The sequence below is a fragment of the Pseudonocardia hydrocarbonoxydans genome (assembly GCF_006539565.1).
GTDB lineage: Bacteria > Actinomycetota > Actinomycetes > Mycobacteriales > Pseudonocardiaceae > Pseudonocardia > Pseudonocardia hydrocarbonoxydans.
Map to the genome: position 1 here is coordinate 63,668 of NZ_BJNG01000005.1, position 18,522 is coordinate 82,189.

Consider the following 18,522-nt stretch of genomic DNA (forward strand, 5'->3'; position numbering starts at 1 on the left):
ACCGTGTGACTCTACGCTCGGCCGTGTGGAACTGAGCACCGAGGAACAGACCGTGATCTCCACCGTGCGTGAGTTCGTCGAACGCGAGGTCCGGCCGGTCGTCCGCGAGCTCGAGCACACCGACACCTACCCCGAGAAGCTGATCGAGCAGATGAAGCGGCTCGGCGTCTTCGGGCTGGCGGTACCCGAGCCGTGGGGCGAGGCCCCGGTGTCGATGCCCTGCTACGCGCTGGTCACCGCGGAGCTCGCCCGCGGCTGGATGAGCCTCGCGGGCGCGATGGGCGGGCACACGGTCGTCGCGAAGCTGCTGGTGGCCTTCGGCACGCCCGAGCAGCAGGACCGCTGGCTGCCCCGCATGGCCACCGGCGAGGTGCGGGCCACGATGGCGCTCACCGAGCCCGGCGGCGGCTCGGACCTGCAGGCGATGACCACCCGGGCCCGCCGACGCGCCGGCGGCGGGTACGTCGTCGACGGGGCGAAGACCTGGATCACCAACTCGCGGCGCTCACAGCTGATCGCGCTGCTGTGCAAGACCGACCCGGACGCGTCGCCGCCGCACCGCGGCATCTCGATCCTGCTCGTCGAGCACGGCCCCGGCCTGACGGTGTCGCGCGACCTGCCCAAGCTGGGGTACAAGGGCGTCGAGAGCTGCGAGCTGACGTTCACCGGCCACGAGGTCGCCGACGACGCCCTGCTCGGCGGCGTCGAGGGGCGCGGGTTCGCGCAGATGATGAAGGGCCTGGAGACCGGGCGCATCCAGGTGGCCGCCCGCGCGCTCGGCGTCGGGCGGGCCGCCTTCGACGACGCGCTGCGCTACGCCCAGGAGCGGGAGAGCTTCGGCAAGCCGATCTGGCGGCACCAGTCGGTCGGCAACCACCTCGCGGACATGGCCACCAAGCTCACCGCCGCCCGGCAGCTGATCCTGCACGCCGCGCAGCGGTACGAGACCGGTGAGCGCTGCGACCTGGAGGCGGGCATGGCGAAGCTGTTCGCCTCCGAGGCCGCGATGGAGGTCGCGCTCGACGCCGTCCGCATCCACGGCGGCTACGGCTACTCCACCGAGTTCGACGTGGAGCGCTACTTCCGCGACGCCCCGCTGATGATCGTGGGCGAGGGCACGAACGAGATCCAGCGCAACGTCATCGCCGCGCAGCTGGTGGCACGCGGCGGGCTGGACTGACCGGGGCTCAGTCGGCGGCCACGCGGTCCGCGGCGTCGAGGCCCAGCATCGCGAGCATCTCGGCGCAGTCGTCGACGTCGATGGCCCGGCCGGCGACGACGCGTGCGGCGCGGCGGTTCTGCAGGTCGTTGCTCGTCTCGTGGGCGACCTGGGCGGCGGCGAACCGGCCGCCCTCCTCGTTGGTGGTGGGGCTTCCGGTCCAGCTCACGTGTCCGTGCTCCCTCTCGTCGCGCGCCGCGGGCCCCGAAGGGGCCTGCCTGCACGTCGTGGGGGAACCCTACCCCGGGTTCAGGCCGGTCGGCCGACCCATGCGGCGAGGCGTGGGGCCAGTGCGGCGAACAGCTCCGGGTCCTGCACCATCGCCGTGTGCCCGCAGGTCACCTCGACGTGCTCGGCGCCGGGGGCGAGGCAGGACCGCCAGCCGACGACGCCGTCGGTGCGGGAGTAGACGGACACGACCGGCATCGCCAGCGGCGCGGAGAGCCCGGCCTCGGTGGCCGCGCGGCAGGTGCCGTCGAGGCAGTCGCGCTCCAGCAGCCCGCGCAGGCCGAGGTCGGAGAGCCGGACCAGGGCCCGGCAGGCGACGGTGACCGCGGCGCGGGTGTCGAGCGGGTCCAGCACCGGCGTGCCGAGCATGACCAGCGCGCGCACCAGCTCGGGGCGGCGCACCGCGACCAGCCGCCCGATCCAGCCGCCGCGGCTGTGCCCGAGGAGCACGACCGGTCCCCCGGTGGCCTCGGCGTGCCGGACGACGCGCCGCTCGAGCCGGTCGACCAGGTCGGCGCTGCACCCCACGTTGATCCCGAGCCCGGCGCCGGTGGTCCGGTAGCCGCGCGCGTCGAGCCAGGTCCGCAGCGTCGCCATCGACGCGTCGGCGCCGCCGAAACCGGGCACGACGACGACACCGAGCCCGCCGCCCTCGCCCGCTCCGGGTTCGGTCCACACCGGATGGCGGCGCAGCGTCCGCCGGCCGACGCCGACGACGGGGGCGAGCTCACGGACCACGTCGGAGAACACGACCGGTCCAACGCGCGGGCGCGCCGGTCCGGTGCCCGGTCGCGAGGGGGCTCACACCTCGAACCGGTATCCCATGCCCGCCTCGGTGATCAGGTGCCGCGGCCGCGACGGCTCGGTCACGAGCTTGCGCCGCAGCTGGGCGAGGTAGACCCGCAGGTAGTTCGTCTCCGTGCCGTAGCCGGGCCCCAGACGGCGCGCAGCAGCTCGCGCTGCCCCACCAGCTTGCCGCGGTGGCGCACCAGCAGCTCCAGGATCCCCCACTCGGTGGGCGTCAGGTGCACCTGGGCACCGTCGCGCACGACCTTCTTCGCGGCGAGGTCGACCCGGACGTCCCCGGCGTCGACGACCGGTTCCCCGTCGACGGTCGCCGCCGCCGCGCGCCGCACCGCCGCGCGCAGCCGGGCGAGCAGCTCGGCCATCCCGAACGGCTTGGTGACGTAGTCGTCGGCGCCCGCGTCCAGCGCGCCCACCTTGTCGGTGGACCCGTCCCGCGCGGACAGCACGATGATCGGCACCGGCGTCCAGCCGCGGAGCCCCGCGATGACCTCGGTGCCGTCGAGGTCGGGCAACCCGAGGTCGAGCACGACGACGTCGGGCGGGTGGTCGGCGGCCGCGCGCAGGGCGCCGCCGCCGTCGGGGGCGACGGTGACGTCGTAGCCGTGCGCGGTGAGGTTGATCCGCAGGGCGCGCAGGATCTGCGGGTCGTCGTCGACGACGAGCACGCGCGTCACGGGTGCACCGGGGCGGGACGCCGGGCCGCGGGCAGGGCGACGACCAGGGTCAGGCCGCCGCCGGGGGTGTCCTCGGCGACCAGCGTGCCGCCCATCGCCTCGGTGAACCCGCGCGCGACGCTGAGCCCGAGCCCGACCCCGCCGGTCGCGTGCCGGTCACCGCGGGGACCGAACGCCGCGAACAGGTCCTCGCGGGCCCGCCCCGGACCGCGGTCGACGACCCGCAGCTCGACGCGGTCGGAGTGGGCGCTGGCCCGGACCGCGACCGGGGCGCCGCGGCCGTGGCGCAGCGCGTTGTCGACCAGGTTGGCCACGACCCGCTCCAGCAGCCCGGCGTCGGCCACGACGTCGGGCAGCGTCTCCTCGACCGCGACCTCGACGCGGGCCGAGCCCTCCACCCCGGCGAGCGCGGGGACGACCACCTCGTCGTAGCCGACCGGTGCGAGCAGCGGCACGACCGCACCCGCGGCCAGGCGCGAGGAGTCGAGCAGGTTGTCGACCAGCGCGGTGAGCCGGTCGGCCGACTCCTCCACGGTCGCGGCGAGGTCGGCCCGGTCGGCGGCCGAGAGCCGCAGCTGCTCGTCGCGCAGGCTCCCGGCCGCGGCCTTGATCGAGGTCAGGGGCGTGCGCAGGTCGTGGCCGACGGCCGAGAGCAGCGCACCGCGCAGCTCGGTGGCCTCGGCGCGGCGGCGGGCGGCCGCGGCGTCGGCGGCGTCGCGCTGGCTGCGCAGGGCGAGCAGGGCCTGCCCGCCGACGGTCTCCAGCAGCCTGCGGTCCGCCGCGGCCAGCGCGCGGCCGCGCCCGACCAGGTGCAGGCCCGGCTCGACCGCCACGTCGACGTCGCAGTCCTCGGGTCGCTCGCACACCGGCGGCCCGACCTCCGCGACGCGCCGCCACCGCCCGTCGACCCGTTCCAGGACGGCCACCGACGCGAGCCCGAACGCGTCGCCGACCTTCTCCAGCAGCCGCGGCAGCGGGTCGGTGCGGGTGAGCACGGTCCGGGAGAACGACGCGAGCAGCGCGGCCTCGGTGCGCAGCCGCGCGGCCTGGGCGGTGCGCCGCGCCGCGCGGTCGACGACCAGCGCCACCAGCACCGCCACCAGCACCATCGCGACGATCGTGACCGCGTTCTCCGGCCGGGCGATGGTGAGGCTGCCGGTGGGCGGGGTGAGGAAGTAGTTGAGCAGCAGCCCGCCCAGCAGCGCGGCCAGTACCGCGGGCCCCAGCCCACCCACCAGCGCGACGACGACGGTGGCCAGGAAGAACAGCACGACGTCGGTGGAGAGGTCGCCGACCTCCAGCAGCAGCACCCCGGCGCCGGTGGCCAGGCCCGGCAGCAGCACGGCCAGCACCCAGCCCCACGCCCCGCGCACGGCGGGCACCCCGGGCCGCGGCACCGGCAGGCGCAGGCGCCCGCCCGCCTCGGCGTGGGTGACCATGTGCACGTCGATGGGGCCGGAGTCCTGCACCACCCGCGATCCGATGCCCTCGTCGAACGCCCGGGCCAGCCGGGAGCGGCGCGAGGTGCCCAGCACCAGCTGGGTGGCGTTGACGCCGCGGGCGAACTCCAGCAGCGAGTCCGGCACGTCGTCGCCCACGACGGTGTGGAACGACGCCCCGACGTCGTCGGCGAGCGTGCGCAGCGTCGCCAGCGCGCCGATCGGGGCGCCGGCGAGGCCGTCGCCGCGCAGCACGTGCACGCACATCAGCTCGGCCGACCCGGCCCGCTTCGCGATGCGTGCGGCGCGGCGCAGCACCGTCTCGCTCTCGGTGCCCCCGGTGAGCGCGACGACCACGCGCTCGCGGGTCTCCCAGGTGTCGGTGACGCCGCGGTCGGCGCGGTGGCGCTGCAGCGCGACGTCGACCTGGTCGGCCACCCACAGCAGGGCCAGCTCGCGCAGCGCGATGAGGTTGCCGGGCCGGAAGAAGTTGCTCAGCGCCGCGTCGACCTTCTCCGCCGCGTAGACGTTGCCGTGGGCCATCCGCCGGCGCAGCGCCTCCGGGGTGATGTCGACGAGCTCGATCTGCTCGGCGCGGCGCACCACCTCGTCGGGCACCGTCTCGCGCTGGGTGACCCCGGTGATCCGCTCCACCACGTCGTTGAGCGACTCCAGGTGCTGCACGTTCACCGTGGTGAGGACGTCGATGCCGGCGTCGAGCAGCTCGGCGACGTCCTGGTGGCGCTTGGCGTTGCGGGAGCCGGGGGCGTTGGTGTGCGCCAGCTCGTCGACGACGGCGACCTGCGGGGCCCGCGCCAGCAGCGCGTCGACGTCCATCTCCTCCTGCACGGTGCCCCGGTGCAGGTGACGGCGGCGGGGCACGGTCTCGAGTCCCGCCGCCAGCTCGGCGGTGCGCGCCCGGCCGTGGGTCTCCACCAGCCCGACGACGACGTCGGTGCCCCGTTCCCGGCGGCGGTGCGCCTCGCCGAGCATGGCGAAGGTCTTCCCGACCCCCGGCGCGGCGCCGAGGTAGATCCGCAGCTCCCCGCGCTCACCCACGCCGCTCATCCTCCCGGCAGGCCGACCGCCGCCGCCACCGCCGGGTTCAGCTCGGTCGTGTTCACCGTCGGCTCGCCCAGGAGGCCCAGGACACGGCCGCTCGTGTGCTCCGCGACCAGCGCCCGGACCGCGTCCACCGGCAGGCCGGTCACCCGCGCGACCCGCGGCACCTGCAGCTCGGCGTAGGCGGGGCTGATGCCGGGGTCGACGCCCGACGCCGAGCTGGACACCGCGTCGACCGGCACGCGGGAGACGTCGACGCCCTCCCGGGCCGCGATCCGCTCGCGCCGCGCGGCGACCGTCGCCACCAGCCCCTCGTCGAACCCGCCGAGGTTGGCCCCGGCCGAGGTGGACGGGTCGCCGGGGCCCAGGCCCAGCGCGTCGTCCGCGGTGGCCGAGGGCCGCGTGTGGAACCACGGGTCGGCCGCCGGGTCGGCCGCGACCGGGTCGATCCCGATCAGCGACGACCCGACGGCGGTGCCGTCCGCGGAGTACCGGATCGAGCCCTCCGCGGGCCCGGACAGCCCCGGGAGCCGGGAGACGAGCCAGATCCCGAGCGGGTAGGCGATCCCGAGGAGCAGGGTCATGACCAGCAGCACGCGCACGGCGGTGCCGGACTGGCGGGCGATGGAGGTGAGCATCAGATCCCCGGGACGAGACGGACGAGCAGGTCGATGAGGAAGATCCCGGCGAACGGCGTGACGACGCCGCCCAGCCCGTAGACCAGCAGGTTGCGGCGCAACAGGTGCGCGGCGCCGACGGGCCGGTACCGCACGCCCCGCAGGGCCAGCGGCACGAGCGCCACGATGACCAGCGCGTTGAAGACGACGGCCGAGAGGATCGCGGAGTTCGGCGACGCCAGCGCCATCACGTCGAGCCGGTCGAGCTGCGGGTACAGCGCCGCGAACATGGCCGGCAGGATCGCGAAGTACTTCGCCAGGTCGTTGGCCACCGAGAACGTGGTGAGCGCACCGCGGGTGATGAGCAGCTGCTTGCCGATCTCGACGACCTCGATGATCTTGGTGGGGTCGGAGTCGAGGTCGACCATGTTGCCGGCCTCCTTGGCCGCGGCCGTCCCCGTGTTCATCGCGACGCCCACGTCGGCCTGCGCGAGCGCGGGCGCGTCGTTGGTGCCGTCGCCGGTCATCGCGACCAGCCGCCCGCCCTCCTGCTCGCGCCGGATGAGCGCCAGCTTGTCCTCGGGGGTGGCCTCGGCCAGAAAGTCGTCGACGCCGGCCTCGCGGGCGATGGCCGCGGCGGTGAGCGCGTTGTCCCCGGTCACCATGACGGTGCGGATACCCATGGCGCGCATCTGCGCGAAGCGCTCCCGCATCCCGGGCTTGACCACGTCGGAGAGCCGCACGACGCCCAGCACCCGCCCCCCGTCCGCGACGACGAGCGGCGTGCCGCCCTCCTGCGCGATCGTGTCCACCACCTCCCGCACGGCGGTCGCACCCGGGTCGGCGCCGACCCGCTCCAGGACCGCGCTCGCGGCCCCCTTGCGGATCTCCCGGCCGCCGACGTCGACGCCGGACATCCGCGTCTGCGCCGTGAACGGCACGAACTCCGCGACCGCCTCCTCGCGGGTGGCCTCCTCCGGCAGCCCGAACCGCTGCGCGCACAGGGCGACGATCGAGCGGCCCTCCGGCGTCCGGTCGGCGAGGCTGGACAGCCGCGCCGCCGCCGCGAGGTCCTCGGGCGACACCCCCTCGACCGGGACCAGGTCGGTGGCCTGCCGGTTGCCGAAGGTGATCGTGCCGGTCTTGTCCAGCAGCAGGACGTCGACGTCGCCCGCGGCCTCCACCGCCCGGCCGGAGGTGGCGAGCACGTTGCGCTGCACCAGCCGGTCCATCCCGGCGATGCCGATCGCGGACAGCAGCGCCCCGATCGTGGTGGGGATGAGGCAGACGAGCAGCGCGGTGAGCACGACCAGCGACTGCTGCGCACCGGAGTAGGCCGACATCGGCTGCAGCGCCACGACCGCGAGCAGGAAGACGATGGTCAGTGCGGAGAGCAGGATCGTCAGCGCGATCTCGTTGGGCGTCTTCTGCCGCTGCGCGCCCTCGACGAGCGCGATCATCCGGTCGACGAACGACTCCCCCGGCCGCGTCGTGATCTCCACGACGATCCGGTCGGACAGCACGGTGGTGCCGCCGGTGACCGCGCTGCGGTCGCCGCCGGACTCCCGGATCACCGGCGCGGACTCGCCGGTGATCGCCGACTCGTCGACGGTGGCGATGCCCTCGACGACGTCGCCGTCGCCGGGGATCACCTCGCCGGCCCCGACGACCACGCGGTCGCCGACGCGCAGGGCGGTGGCGGGCACCTCCGTCCCGTCGACCCGGCGGGCGACCGTCTCGGTGCGGGTGCGCCGCAGCGACTCCGCCTGCGCCTTCCCCCGTCCCTCCGCGACGGCCTCGGCGAGGTTCGCGAACAGCACGGTGGCCCACAGCGACCCGGCGACCAGCACCGAGAACACGCTCGGCTCGACGATCGTCAGCCCCGTGACCAGCACCGACCCGACCCACACCACGAACATGACGGGGTTGCGGAGCTGGGCGCGCGGGTCGAGCTTGCGCACCGCATCGGGCAGGGCCGCGACGAGCTGGGACGGGGCGAACGCGCCCGCCCGCACCGCCGGGGCGGGCCGGTCCAGGACAGCGGTCGCGCTCCGGGTCGTCACAGCAGTGCCTCCGCGAACGGTCCCAGCGCGAGCGCCGGGAAGAAGGTGAGGGCGGCGACCAGGACGACGGTGCCGCCGAGCAGGACGCCGAACAGCGGTCCGGACGTGGGCAGGCTCCCGGCGCCGGGTTCGACGCGCCGCTGCGCGGCGAGCGACCCGGCCATGGCCAGCACCGCGAGGATCGGCACGAACCGGCCGACCAGCATCGCGACGCCGAGGCTCGCCTGGAAGAACGGGTCGGTGACCGTGATGCCCGCGAACGCGCTGCCGTTGTTGTTGGCCGCGCTGGCGTAGGCGTAGAGCACCTCGGTCAGGCCGTGCGGGCCGGAGTCGTTCAGCACGCCCTCGAGCGGCTGCGTGAGGGCGGCGCCGGTGCCGAGCAGCACCATCGTCGGCATCGCCAGCACCGCGACGACGGCGGCCGTGACCTGCACCCGCCCGAGCTTCTTGCCCAGGTACTCCGGGGTGCGCCCGACCATCAGCCCGGCCAGGAACACGGCGATGACCGCGAGCACCAGCATGCCGTAGAGGCCCGCCCCGACCCCGCCGGGAGCGACCTCGCCGAACAGCATGTTCAGCAGCGTCATGCCACCGCCGAGGCCGGTGTAGCCGTCGTGCCAGCTGTTCACCGCGCCCGTCGACGTGCCGGTGGTGGAGATCGCGAACAGCACCGAGGACCCGATCCCGAACCGGGTCTCCTTGCCCTCCATGGCGCCGCCCGCGAGCAGGTGCGCCGGGCCGTTCGGGTGGCTCTCGGCCCACCAGGCGACGGTGAGCAGGGTCGCCCACAGCGTGCCCATGACCGCGACGAGCAGGTGGCCCTGGCGCCGGTCGCCCACCAGCACGCCGAACGTGCGGGTGAGACACACCGGGATCACCAGCAGCAGGAAGACCTGTAGGAGGTTGGTGACCGCGTTCGGGTTCTCGAAGGGGTGCGCGGAGTTGGCGTTGAACACGCCCCCGCTCCACCCGCCAGTGCCGCTCGCTCCCGTACACCCGGGCCATGTAGCCGCCGAAGGGCGCGTACACGGCCGCGAGCAGCACGAGGAGCACCCCGACCTGGAGCAGGCCGGCGAGGGTGGACGACATCAGAACCTCTCCGGCCGGACCAGCGCGAGGAACAGGTAGCCGAGCAGGGCCAGTGCGACGACCGCCCCGACGACGTTCTCCGTCACCACCGCTCCAGCCCCCGCAGCGTCAGCGCGAGCATCAGGAACCCGCCGATCAGCAGCAGCACGTACGCGATGTCGGCCATCGCCGGACCTCCCCCTCCCCCCGGCGGTTCCGGCGGGGACGGTGGGAGCGTGCGCCCACCCCGGCCGCCCGCGGGGGCTCCGCTACGGGTGCTTGACGGGCGGCGGGTCGGCGTTGACGCGATCTTGACGCGGGGGTGACGGGCGCCACCGCCCGCCCCGCACGCCCGGGCCCGCATGCCCGAGGGCCGCACGCCCGCGGTCCGCACGCCGGGGGTCCGCACGCCGGGGGTCCGCAGGCACACCATCCGGGCCCGTGGCTCGGCTCGCACGCGCACCGTCCCGGCCCGTACGCGCACCTTCGACCCTCACGCGCACGGTCGAGCACCCACGCGCACCGTCGAAGGTGCGCGCGGGGCCGGAACGTGCGCGCCCGCAGCGTGCGCGCGGCCCGGCACGTGCGCGCCCGCAAACGTGCACGCGGCTGGCACGTGCGCGCGGGGCCGAGAGGTGCGCGCGGGGTAGGGAGGAGCGCGTGGGGGGCCGGTCAGACCCGGGCGATGCGGCCCGGTGGGGGCGCGGCGACCGCGTCGGGGTGCAGCGCCCCGGCCAGCGCCTCGATCCCGTCGACGAGCCGGGGCCCGGCCCGCACGACGTAGGCCGCGGAGTCCATCGCCAGCACCGGCACGTCGGGGAGCAGGTGGCGCACCGCGGCGGTCTGGGCGAGCGCGTCGTCGAGTCCGTACCCGCAGGGGGCGACGACGACCACGTCGGCGGCGGGCAGGTCCGGCCAGCCGACCGACGTGCTGCGCCCGGCGTCGACCCCGCCGACCGGCTCCCCGCCCGCGCGGCGCACCAGCTCGGGCACCCAGTGCCCGGCCAGGAACGGCGGGTCGGTCCACTCCAGCACCAGCACCCGCGGCCGGGCCCGACCCGCCACCGCGGCCGCCACGGCCGCGAGCCGCGCCCGCAGGCCCGCGACCAGCGCGTCCGCCTGTCCGGGGGCCCCGCCGCGGTGGCCGATCTCCGCGATCGCGGCCAGCACCTCGTCGACGGAGTGCGGGTCGACCGAGAGGACGTCCGCGTCGGAGCCGAGCAGCGCCAGCGCGTCGGTGACGGCGCCCGCGGGCAGTGCGCAGACCCGGCACAGGTCCTGGGTGAGGATCAGCTCGGGGCGCAGCGCGCCCAGCGCGGGGGCGTCGACCTGGTACATCGGCAGGCCCCGGGCGGCCCGGTCGCGCACCACGGCGTCGATCTCGCCGGGCGTCAGCCCCTCCGGCAGGGCGGTGTCGACGACGACCGGCACGCGGTCCCGGATCCCGGCCGGGTGGTCGCACTCGAAGGTGACGGCCACCAGGTCGTCGACGAGCCCGACCGCGGCGGCGATCTCGGTGGCGGCGGGGAGCAGCGACGCGATCCGCATCCGGCGAGCGTAGGCGCCGCGACCGCAACCGGATGTATCCGGCGGTCGGGATTCGGCTCGACAGAGCGGGTACCCGAGGGGCCGGAGGTCGGATGGACGAGCAGTACCAGCAGGTGACCGTGCTCGGCGAGGTGTACCGCGTGACCCGCGGGCCCGGGGCCGTGTCGGTGGAGGCGCTGCGGCGCGACGACGTCGTGGAGCGCCTGAGTGCCGCCGCGGTGGCGGGCGGCCGACGGGTCGTCGCGGTCGACCGGTCGGGCCTCGCCGCGACCTACACCGGCCGCGTGCGCACCGACCCCGAGCGGGGGCGCCTCGTCGTCACCGACGTGGAGTCCGGCGGCCGGACCTACCACGCCGTCGCGGCGCCGGAGGAGCACCACGACCGCCTCACCGACGCGCTGCACGGGGCCGAGCTGCCCCGGCTGCTGCGGATCCCGCGCCTCGCGAGGGCCGTGCACGAGGGCGGGGCGGGGTTGTCGTCCCCCGCCGCGGCCCCACCGGATCCCGGCGACGACGGGGCCCTCGCCTGCGCGCTGGCGCGCCGGAAGGCGACGCTGCCGGTCAGCCGGTTCGCCGCGGTGTACTGCGCCGCGTGCGTCCTGCACGCCGCGACGTGACCGGTCAGTACCCGGGCTCGCAGGCCAGCTTCCCGCGCCGCACGGCGTCCACGAGCGCGGCGTGGTCGGCCTCGGTCTGGTCGGCGTACCGGCGGGCGAAGGCGCTCAACGCGCGGTCGACGTTGTCCCCGCGCCCGACGTACCCGGAGATCATCGACGCCCCGCTGGTGCGGGCGTGGCCCTTGGCCAGCAGGTGCCCCACCACCCCCGAGTAGTCGACCAGGGCGGCCGGGTGGATCCCCTCCAGCTCGATGGAGCCCTTCATGTCGCGGAACTGGCGGACGTAGAACTGCATGTCACCGACGCTGGTCCAGCCCAGCAGCGGGTCGCTGACGGTCTGCAGCGCCTGCTGGTACTCCACGACCCGCTGTCCCTGGTGCGCGTGCAGCGCCGAGTCGCCGTGGACGTGGCGGGCCAGCACCGAGCGGCGGGCCTGCTTGAGCTGCAGGAACACGACGTCGTCGGGCGCGGAGCCCTCCAGCAGCGCGACGTAGGCCCGCAGGCCCACGCTGCCGACGCCGACGACCTTGTGCCCGACGTCGAGCAGCGTGTAGCCGCCCAGGACGCGGCGCCAGTGCGGCGCCAGTGTCTGCAGGTAGTCGTCGAGCGCGGCGCCGACCAGGTCGGCCTCGGCGTCGGGCAGCCGGGTCATCAGCGGCGGCTCCTCGACCAGGCGACGGGTGCCGGCGACCTCCTCGGTGAACCGCGGCAGCGCGCGGTCCCCGGTGCGCCGCCGCGCCCGCCGGGCCGCCCGGACGATCTCGGCGCGCAGCGCGCGCGGGCTCTCCTCGGCGAGCCGGTCGACGTCGAGGCGCTCGTAGGAGCGCGAGAGCAACGGCTTGCGGGCGAGGAAGCGCACCTCGTCCCGGTAGGCCGCCACGCAGGTGCGCACCGCGTCGGCGCACTGGTCCTCCGACGCCGACCCGTGCCGCCCGGCCACCCAGATGCTCGCGACGAGCCGGCGCAGGTCCCACTCCCAGGCGCCGGGGTGCGCCTCGTCGAAGTCGTTGAGGTCGATGACCAGGTCGCGTTCGGGCGAGGCGTAGAAGCCGAAGTTGCCCAGGTGGGCGTCGCCGCAGACGACCGGGGTGATCCCGGTGCGCGGCAGCCCGGCCACGTCGTCGGCCATCACCACGGCCGAGCCGCGCAGGAACCCGTAGGGCGAGGCGGTCATCCGGCCCACCCGGATCGGCACCAGCGACTCGACGCGGCCGACGTGCGACTCGATGATCTGCGCGACCGGGTCCGGCCGGTCGGGGCCGGGGTCCCAGACGGCCAGTGACGACCGCGGCACCCGCTTGCGCAGCGCCTTGCCCATCGCCATGCGCTCCGCGCGGGCCACGGGCCGTTGCCGCAGCGAGGCGTAGGCGGTGCCGTCGGCGTCGGCGAGGACGGTGTGGCCGGAGGCGCGAGTCACCCGCGCAGGCTATCCCCGCGGGCGACCCGGGGGCTCAGAGCAGGACGAGGCCGAGCAGGAACAACGCGACGGTCAGCCCGAACAGGACGGCGACGACGCGGTCGGCGGCCGGGGCGGCCGTCAGCGGCGGGCCCGGGACGGCGGCCCGGGTGGCGGTGGTGGTGATCACGGTCATGCCTGCTCATCGCCGTCGGGTGCCGATCGGTTAGCCGTGGGCGGGCGCGTCATCCCTTCCGGTGGCGTCGTCCTCCGGGCCGTAACGGACCCGCGGGCCCGACGGCGGCACGGCATCCGGGGCAGGATCGCCCCCATGAGCGCCCCCGGCCCCGTCGCCCGCACCGTCGACCGCCTCGCCACCCGCGTGCTGGGCCTGCCCGGCGCCCGGACCGGCTACACCGTGCGCACCGAGCGGGTCCCGGTCCGCGACGGCGTCGTGCTGCTCGCCACCCACCTCGCCCCCGACACCGCGCACCCGCTGGGCACGGTGCTGGTGCGCACGCCCTACGGCAGACGCTCCCCGCTCGACGTCGTGTCGGCCCGCACGCTGGCCGCGCGCGGCTACCACGTGCTCGTGCAGAGCTGCCGCGGCACCTTCGGTTCCGGCGGGGTGTTCGAGCCGATGGTCCACGAGGTCGACGACGGGCTCGACACCGTCGCCTGGCTGCGGGGGCAGGACTGGTTCGACGGCCGGCTCGCCACCGCGGGGCTGTCCTACCTGGGCTGGACGCAGTGGGCGCTGATGACCGACCCGCCGCCGGAGCTGAAGGCCTCGGTCGTGGTGGTCGGGCCGCACGACTTCGCCGAGGTGACCCACGGCCGCGGCGCGTTCACCCTCGACGACTTCCTGGGCTGGAGCGCGATGATGGCCGTCCAGGAGGTCGGCGGTCCGCTGCGCCGCGCCGCCCGCAGCCTGACCGGGCGCCCGGCGCTGCGCCGGGCCCATGCGGGCCTGCCGCTCGTCGACGCCGGGGAGGCGCTGCTGGACGGCGGCGCGCCCTGGTACCGCGACTGGGCCTCGCACCCCGACCGCAACGACCCGTTCTGGGAGCCGCGCCGGGTCACCGCCGCGCTGGAACGGACCACGGCGCCGGTGCTGCTGGTCGGCGGCTGGCAGGACCTGTTCCTGGACCAGACGCTGCACCAGTACGCCGTGCTGCGCGGGCGCGGCGCGCCGGTGGCGCTCACCGTCGGCCCGTGGACGCACCTGCAGGTCGCCGTGGCCGCGGACGTGGCGCGGGAGACCCTGCAGTTCGTCGACCAGCACCTGGCCGGGGTCGGGGCCCGGCCGTCCCCGGTGCGCATCCACGTCACCGGGGCGGGGCAGTGGCGCGACCTGCCGGAGTGGCCGCCGCCGACCGCGGCCCGGACCTGGCACGCGGCCGCGGGCGGCGCGCTGCTCCCCGACGGGGTGGCGGTCCCCGCACCGGCCACCCGGTTCCGCTTCGACCCGACCGACCCGACGCCGACCGTCGGCGGCCGGCTCCTCGCCGCGGGCGCCGGGGTGCGCGACAACGCGGCGCTGGAGGCCCGGCCCGACGTCGTCGCGTTCACCGGGGAGCCGCTGGCCGCCGACCTGGAGGTCGTCGGCGAGCCGACCGTGGAGCTCGACCACTCCACCGACAACCCGCACGCCGACGTGTTCGTCCGCCTCTGCGACGTCGACGCCGGGGGCCGCTCCCGCAACGTCACCGACGTCCTGCTGCGGCTGGACCCCGACCGCGGGCCGGGTCCCGTGCGCCTGACCCTCGACGCGTGCGCGCACCGGTTCGCCGCGGGGCACCGGCTGCGGCTGCTGGTGGCGGGCGGGTCGCACCCTCGCTTCGCCCGCAACCTGGGCACCGGGGAGCCGGCCGCCGGGTCGTCGCGGACGGCGCCGAGCGTGCACACCGTCACGGGGGCCCGGCTGACGCTCCCGGCCGTCGGCCCGTGAGGTGGTGGTAGTTCGCCGGGCGCAGACGCATCGCGTGCAGCACCACCGGCGGGTCGCCGGGGGCCACGACGACCTCGACGAGATCGCGGTCGGCGGTGAGCCCGATGTGCAGCACCACCCCGCCCTCCGGCGAGGACTGGTCGACCGAGCGGAGCGGGGCCTCGAGCACGCGGCGCACGGCGTCGGCGGTGAGGCCGTGCTTGCGGGCGCTGCGCGTCAGTCGCACGCCGTGATCCTAACGATCCAGCCCTACTGGTGAGGCACGTCTCACCGGCGGTGAGAACTGCACCGAATGTCTCACATCACGGTCACTCGACTGGACGATCAACGGATCTGCCGGATACTTTCCGTGACAGCAACCGTCGAGACCCGGGGGACGCGCGATGGCCTGGTGGAACCGCAGGGACAAGCCCGCCGCACCGCGGCACGGCACCCGTGCCGAGCGCGTGGAGGCGCTGGCCGCCCGCAACGCCGAGGCGGCGGCACGGCTCGCCGACGGCGATGCCGAGGAGGCGGTGCGCCTGCTCACCTCTGCGGTCGCGGGCTGCCGCGCCCTGCTCGGCGACGACCACCCCGACACCCTCGTCGTGGAGGGCAACCTCGCCGTGGCCACCGCCCGGGCCGACCGGCCGCGCGAGGCCGTCGACCTGCTGCGCTCCGCCGTCGACGTCCGGGCCCGCCTGCTCGGCCCGGACGACCCCCGCACGCTCGACGCGCGCGACGCGCTGGCCACCGGGTACCGGCTCGCCGGGCGGCACGCCGAGGCCGTCGACCTGGCGGCGGTGGTCGCGGACGTGCGCCGCCGCGACCTCGGGCCGGCCGACGTCGCCACGCTGGCCGCACGCACCGGGCTGGCGCTGGCGCAGGCCGCGGGCGGCCACCTCACCGCCGCCGTCACCGTCCTGGATTCGGCCCTGCGCGACGCCGAGTTCGCCCTGGGCCCGCGCAGCGTCCACACGATCACCGTGCGCGCCGCCCTGGCGAGCTGCCTCGCCGAGCTGGGGCGCACCGGGGAGGCCGTCGCCGGGCTGGAGCGCGCCCTCACCGACTGCACCGAGCTCCTCGGCCCGGACCACCCCGACACCCGCGCCCTGGCCGCCGACCTGATCGACGTGCGCCGCCCCCAGCGCCTCGGCGTGTAGGTCTCAGCCCGGCCGCAGCGCGGCCAGCACCTCGGCCTCCACCGCGCCGGCCGCCGCCGTGGCCTCCTGCGGCCGGGGCCGCGGCAGGTCCACCGGGATCTCGCACCGCACCCGGGTCGGGCGGGGCCCGAGCACCACCACCCGGTCGGACAGGCGCACGGCCTCGCGGATGTCGTGGGTGATCAGCAGGACGGTCCAGCCGAACCCGGCGCGGACGTCGTCGAGCCAGGTCTGCAGGTCGGCGCGGGTCAGCGAGTCCAGCGCGCCGAACGGCTCGTCGAGCAGCAGCACGGCCCGGTCCTGGACGACGGTGCGCAGCAGGGCCGCGCGCTGGCGCATCCCGCCGGACAGCTCCGCGGGGCGGGCCCCCTCGAAACCGGCCAGCCCGAACGCCCCGAACAGCTCCCCCGCCCGGCGGCGGGCCGTGCGGCGCGGCACGCCGGCGACCTCCAGCCCGAGCGCGGTGTTGTCGAGCACCGTGCGCCAGGGGAACAACAGGTCCTGCTGGGGCATGTAGGCGAAGGGGTCGACGCGTCCGGTCGCGTCCCGCCCGTCGACGACGACGCGCCCGGCGTCGGGCCGGTGCAGGCCCGCGACCACGTCGAACAACGTCGACTTGCCGCACCCGCTGGGCCCGATCAGCGACACGAACTCCCCGGGCGCCACGTCGAAGCTGACGCCGTCGAGCACGGGCAGGCCGGGGAAGGCCAGGTGCACGTCCTGCACCCGCAGCTTCGGCTCACCCATCCCGGCTCCACGGGGCCACCAGCCGCTGCACCAGGAACGTCAGCGCGAACAGGGTGACGCTCAGCAGCGCCGTCACGACGACGGCGGCGAGCACCAGGTCGGTGCGGAAGGAGTTCTTCTGCACGCTCATGAAGATGCCGAGCCCGGCCGTGGCGCCGACGTACTCGGCGAAGATCGCCCCCGTCACGGCGTAGGTGATGCCGATGCGCAGCGAGGTGAAGAACGACGGCATCGCCCCGGGCAGGCGCACGTAGCGGAACTGCGCCCAGCGCGAGGCCCCCATGCTGCGCAGCAGGCGGGTGGCCTGGCGCGGCGTCGAGTCGAACCCCTCGATCAGCCCGACCGTCATCGGGAAGAAGGTGACCAGGGCGATGACGACGACCTTCGGCGCCAGCCCGAACCCGAACCAGATGATCAGCAGCGGCGCGATCGCGATGATCGGCAGCGTCTGCGAGGCCACCAGCAGCGGGGTCAGCGCGCGGCGCAGCCACGGCGAGAAGTCGACGGCCACCGCGAGCCCCCAGGCCAGCGCCAGCGACACCGTGAACCCGACGGCGGTGGCCTGCAGCGTCGGGACGGTGTTGGCCCAGAGCTGCTCGCGGTAGGCCCAGCCCTGCTCCAGCACCCGCAGCGGCGACGGCAGGATCTGCGGCGCCACCCCGGACACCTCGACCCCGACCTGCCACACCACGAGCAGCCCGGCGACGACGGCCAGCGCCGGCCCCACCCGCCCCGCGAGTCCCCGTTTCCCCGCCCGCGAGTCCCCCGTTCCCCGCCCGCGAGTCCCCCGGATCCCGCCCGCGAGTCCCCCTCCAGCGGTCGCGGGCACGTCCCCGGGTCGCGCCGTCACCGCGACCGGCCGTGCGGTCACGGCGCCAGGTAGTCGTTGGTGAACCAGGTCGCGAAGTCCGGGCGCCCGGTCAGCGGGGCGCCGTCCGGCCCGGTCAGCACCCCGGAGTCCGCGACGAACCCGGAGTAGCCGCTCCAGCGCTCCAGCGTCTGCGGGCCCACGTCACCGGCCTCGTCGCGCAGGTACTCCGCCGCCAGCAGGTCCTGGCTGCGGGTCACCAGCTCGGGCTCGGTGAAGAAGCCCGGGTTGGCCTCCATCAGCAGCTGCGCGCCGCGGGCGGGGTCGTCGGCGGCGAGCCGGTACCCGCGCTGGGCGGCCTGGACGAACGCGCGCGCGTCGTCGGGGTTGGCGGTCAGCCACGGCGAGTTGCCGATCAGCACGACGCTGTAGGCGTCGGGGAACCCGAAGTCGGTGTAGGCGAAGGTCTTCAGCGCCTCCCCGCGCAGCTCGGCCTCGATCCCCTCCCACGCGACGAACGGCTCGGTGAAGTCGACGTCGCCGGAGTAGAGAGCCTCGTAGGCCGAGGTGCCGAGCACGACGGTCTCGAAGTCGCCCGCACCGCCCGCACCGCGGATGACCGCCTGCATCTTCGGCACCTCCCCCGGCCCGCCGAACCCGCCGTAGACGGCGCCGTCGAGATCGGCGGGGCTGACGATGTCGGCCCGGTCGGCGCGCACCGCGATCTCGGTGCCCCAGTGCTGCAGCACCGCCATCACCGAGGTGATGTCGGCGCCCGCGGCCTTGGAGAAGGTGAAGGAGTCCTGGAAGGAGATGCCGAACTCGGCGGCTCCCGAGGACACCAGCGTGTCGGGCGAGGTCGAGTTGTAGGGCAGGAACTCCACGTCCAGGCCCGCCTCGGCGAACCAGCCCTCCACCTGGGCGACGTAGAGGCCCGTGTGATTGGTGTTGGGCGTCCAGTCCAGGGCGACCCGGATCGTCCGGTCCCCCGATCCGCCGGAGCACCCGGCGAGGACGAGCGCGAACGTCGTGAGCAGGACAGCGAGAAGACGGGCCATGACGGTCCTCCCTACGCCGGTGCTAACCGGGTCAGGTTCGAACGGTCGACGGCCGGCCTGCCGCCCTCTCAGCCTCGG

General features: G+C 75.6%; 17 protein-coding genes and 2 pseudogenes. 4 read left to right on the top strand and 15 right to left on the bottom strand.

Annotated features, from left to right (window positions below; genetic code table 11):
• Positions 1 to 25: 25 nt before the first annotated feature.
• Positions 26 to 1,180, top strand: a complete 1,155-nt coding sequence (locus PHY01_RS03010; protein WP_141276790.1) for an acyl-CoA dehydrogenase family protein — start codon at positions 26 to 28, stop codon at positions 1,178 to 1,180.
• 7 nt (positions 1,181 to 1,187) lie between these two features.
• On the opposite strand, the gene PHY01_RS03015 is transcribed toward PHY01_RS03010, so the two are convergent.
• From PHY01_RS03015 to PHY01_RS03060, 9 genes and pseudogenes are all read right to left on the bottom strand, one after another.
• Positions 1,188 to 1,388, bottom strand: coding sequence for a hypothetical protein (locus PHY01_RS03015; protein ID WP_141276793.1), 201 nt, complete (start codon positions 1,386 to 1,388; stop codon positions 1,188 to 1,190).
• 80 nt (positions 1,389 to 1,468) lie between these two features.
• Entirely contained in the window at positions 1,469 to 2,197 is a 729-nt protein-coding gene (locus PHY01_RS03020) for an alpha/beta fold hydrolase (protein WP_246085661.1), read from the bottom strand.
• Positions 2,198 to 2,248: 51 nt separating this feature from the next.
• Positions 2,249 to 2,928: pseudogene (locus PHY01_RS03025) on the bottom strand (response regulator).
• Entirely contained in the window at positions 2,925 to 5,426 is a 2,502-nt protein-coding gene (locus PHY01_RS03030; protein WP_246085662.1) for a sensor histidine kinase, read from the bottom strand. The pseudogene PHY01_RS03025 and the gene PHY01_RS03030 overlap by 4 nt, the downstream one beginning before the upstream one ends.
• A gap of 5 nt (positions 5,427 to 5,431) precedes the next feature.
• On the bottom strand, positions 5,432 to 6,067 hold the full coding sequence (locus tag PHY01_RS03035) for a potassium-transporting ATPase subunit C (protein WP_141276797.1): 636 nt from the start codon (positions 6,065 to 6,067) through the stop codon (positions 5,432 to 5,434).
• Positions 6,067 to 8,109, bottom strand: a complete 2,043-nt coding sequence (gene kdpB, locus PHY01_RS03040; protein ID WP_141276800.1) for a potassium-transporting ATPase subunit KdpB — start codon at positions 8,107 to 8,109, stop codon at positions 6,067 to 6,069. The genes PHY01_RS03035 and kdpB overlap by 1 nt, the downstream gene beginning before the upstream one ends.
• Positions 8,106 to 9,089 (bottom strand): annotated as a pseudogene (locus PHY01_RS03045) (potassium-transporting ATPase subunit KdpA); the annotation flags it as partial. The pseudogene PHY01_RS03045 and the gene kdpB, both read right to left, overlap by 4 nt.
• Before the next feature lie 108 nt (positions 9,090 to 9,197).
• Entirely contained in the window at positions 9,198 to 9,287 is a 90-nt protein-coding gene (kdpF, locus tag PHY01_RS28060) for a K(+)-transporting ATPase subunit F (RefSeq protein WP_141276806.1), read from the bottom strand.
• A gap of 562 nt (positions 9,288 to 9,849) precedes the next feature.
• The gene (locus PHY01_RS03060) at positions 9,850 to 10,725 is read right to left on the bottom strand and encodes an ABC transporter substrate-binding protein (RefSeq protein ID WP_141276810.1); all 876 of its coding nucleotides are present in this window, start codon (positions 10,723 to 10,725) and stop codon (positions 9,850 to 9,852) included.
• A 92-nt stretch (positions 10,726 to 10,817) separates the two neighbouring features.
• Between PHY01_RS03060 and PHY01_RS03065 the strand changes: the two genes are divergently transcribed.
• Positions 10,818 to 11,342, top strand: coding sequence for a hypothetical protein (locus PHY01_RS03065; RefSeq protein ID WP_141276813.1), 525 nt, complete (start codon positions 10,818 to 10,820; stop codon positions 11,340 to 11,342).
• Positions 11,343 to 11,346: 4 nt separating this feature from the next.
• Here the strand turns inward: PHY01_RS03065 and PHY01_RS03070 are convergent, their stop codons facing one another.
• Together PHY01_RS03070 and PHY01_RS26160 are read right to left on the bottom strand one after the other, a co-directional pair.
• Positions 11,347 to 12,759: a DUF2252 domain-containing protein gene (locus tag PHY01_RS03070; protein WP_246085663.1), complete on the bottom strand. Its 1,413-nt coding sequence runs from the start codon at positions 12,757 to 12,759 to the stop codon at positions 11,347 to 11,349.
• A 34-nt stretch (positions 12,760 to 12,793) separates the two neighbouring features.
• Positions 12,794 to 12,934 (bottom strand): hypothetical protein, encoded by a 141-nt coding sequence (locus PHY01_RS26160; protein WP_170183612.1) that lies wholly within the window; start codon positions 12,932 to 12,934, stop codon positions 12,794 to 12,796.
• Between the two features lie 135 nt (positions 12,935 to 13,069).
• Here PHY01_RS26160 and PHY01_RS03075 point away from each other — a divergent pair, with 135 nt between their 5' ends.
• A complete protein-coding gene (locus PHY01_RS03075) occupies positions 13,070 to 14,689 on the top strand; it encodes a CocE/NonD family hydrolase (RefSeq protein WP_141276816.1) in 1,620 nt (539 codons plus the stop codon).
• Here PHY01_RS03075 and PHY01_RS03080 read toward each other — a convergent pair.
• Positions 14,649 to 14,915: a hypothetical protein gene (locus PHY01_RS03080; protein ID WP_141276819.1), complete on the bottom strand. Its 267-nt coding sequence runs from the start codon at positions 14,913 to 14,915 to the stop codon at positions 14,649 to 14,651. The two genes, PHY01_RS03075 and PHY01_RS03080, sit on opposite strands and share 41 nt — an antisense overlap.
• 157 nt (positions 14,916 to 15,072) lie before the next feature.
• Here PHY01_RS03080 and PHY01_RS03085 point away from each other — a divergent pair, with 157 nt between their 5' ends.
• Positions 15,073 to 15,831, top strand: a complete 759-nt coding sequence (locus PHY01_RS03085) for a tetratricopeptide repeat protein (protein WP_141276822.1) — start codon at positions 15,073 to 15,075, stop codon at positions 15,829 to 15,831.
• 3 nt (positions 15,832 to 15,834) lie between these two features.
• On the opposite strand, the gene PHY01_RS03090 is transcribed toward PHY01_RS03085, so the two are convergent.
• The 3 genes from PHY01_RS03090 to PHY01_RS03100 form a co-directional block, all read right to left on the bottom strand.
• Complete coding sequence (locus PHY01_RS03090) at positions 15,835 to 16,578, bottom strand: ABC transporter ATP-binding protein (RefSeq protein ID WP_141276825.1); 744 nt, start codon at positions 16,576 to 16,578, stop codon at positions 15,835 to 15,837.
• On the bottom strand, positions 16,571 to 17,305 hold the full coding sequence (locus PHY01_RS03095; protein WP_246085664.1) for an ABC transporter permease: 735 nt from the start codon (positions 17,303 to 17,305) through the stop codon (positions 16,571 to 16,573). Before PHY01_RS03095 ends, PHY01_RS03090 begins: the two co-directional genes overlap by 8 nt.
• 140 nt (positions 17,306 to 17,445) lie before the next feature.
• A complete protein-coding gene (locus PHY01_RS03100) occupies positions 17,446 to 18,444 on the bottom strand; it encodes an ABC transporter substrate-binding protein (RefSeq protein WP_141276828.1) in 999 nt (332 codons plus the stop codon).
• Between the last annotated feature and the right edge of the window lie 78 nt (positions 18,445 to 18,522).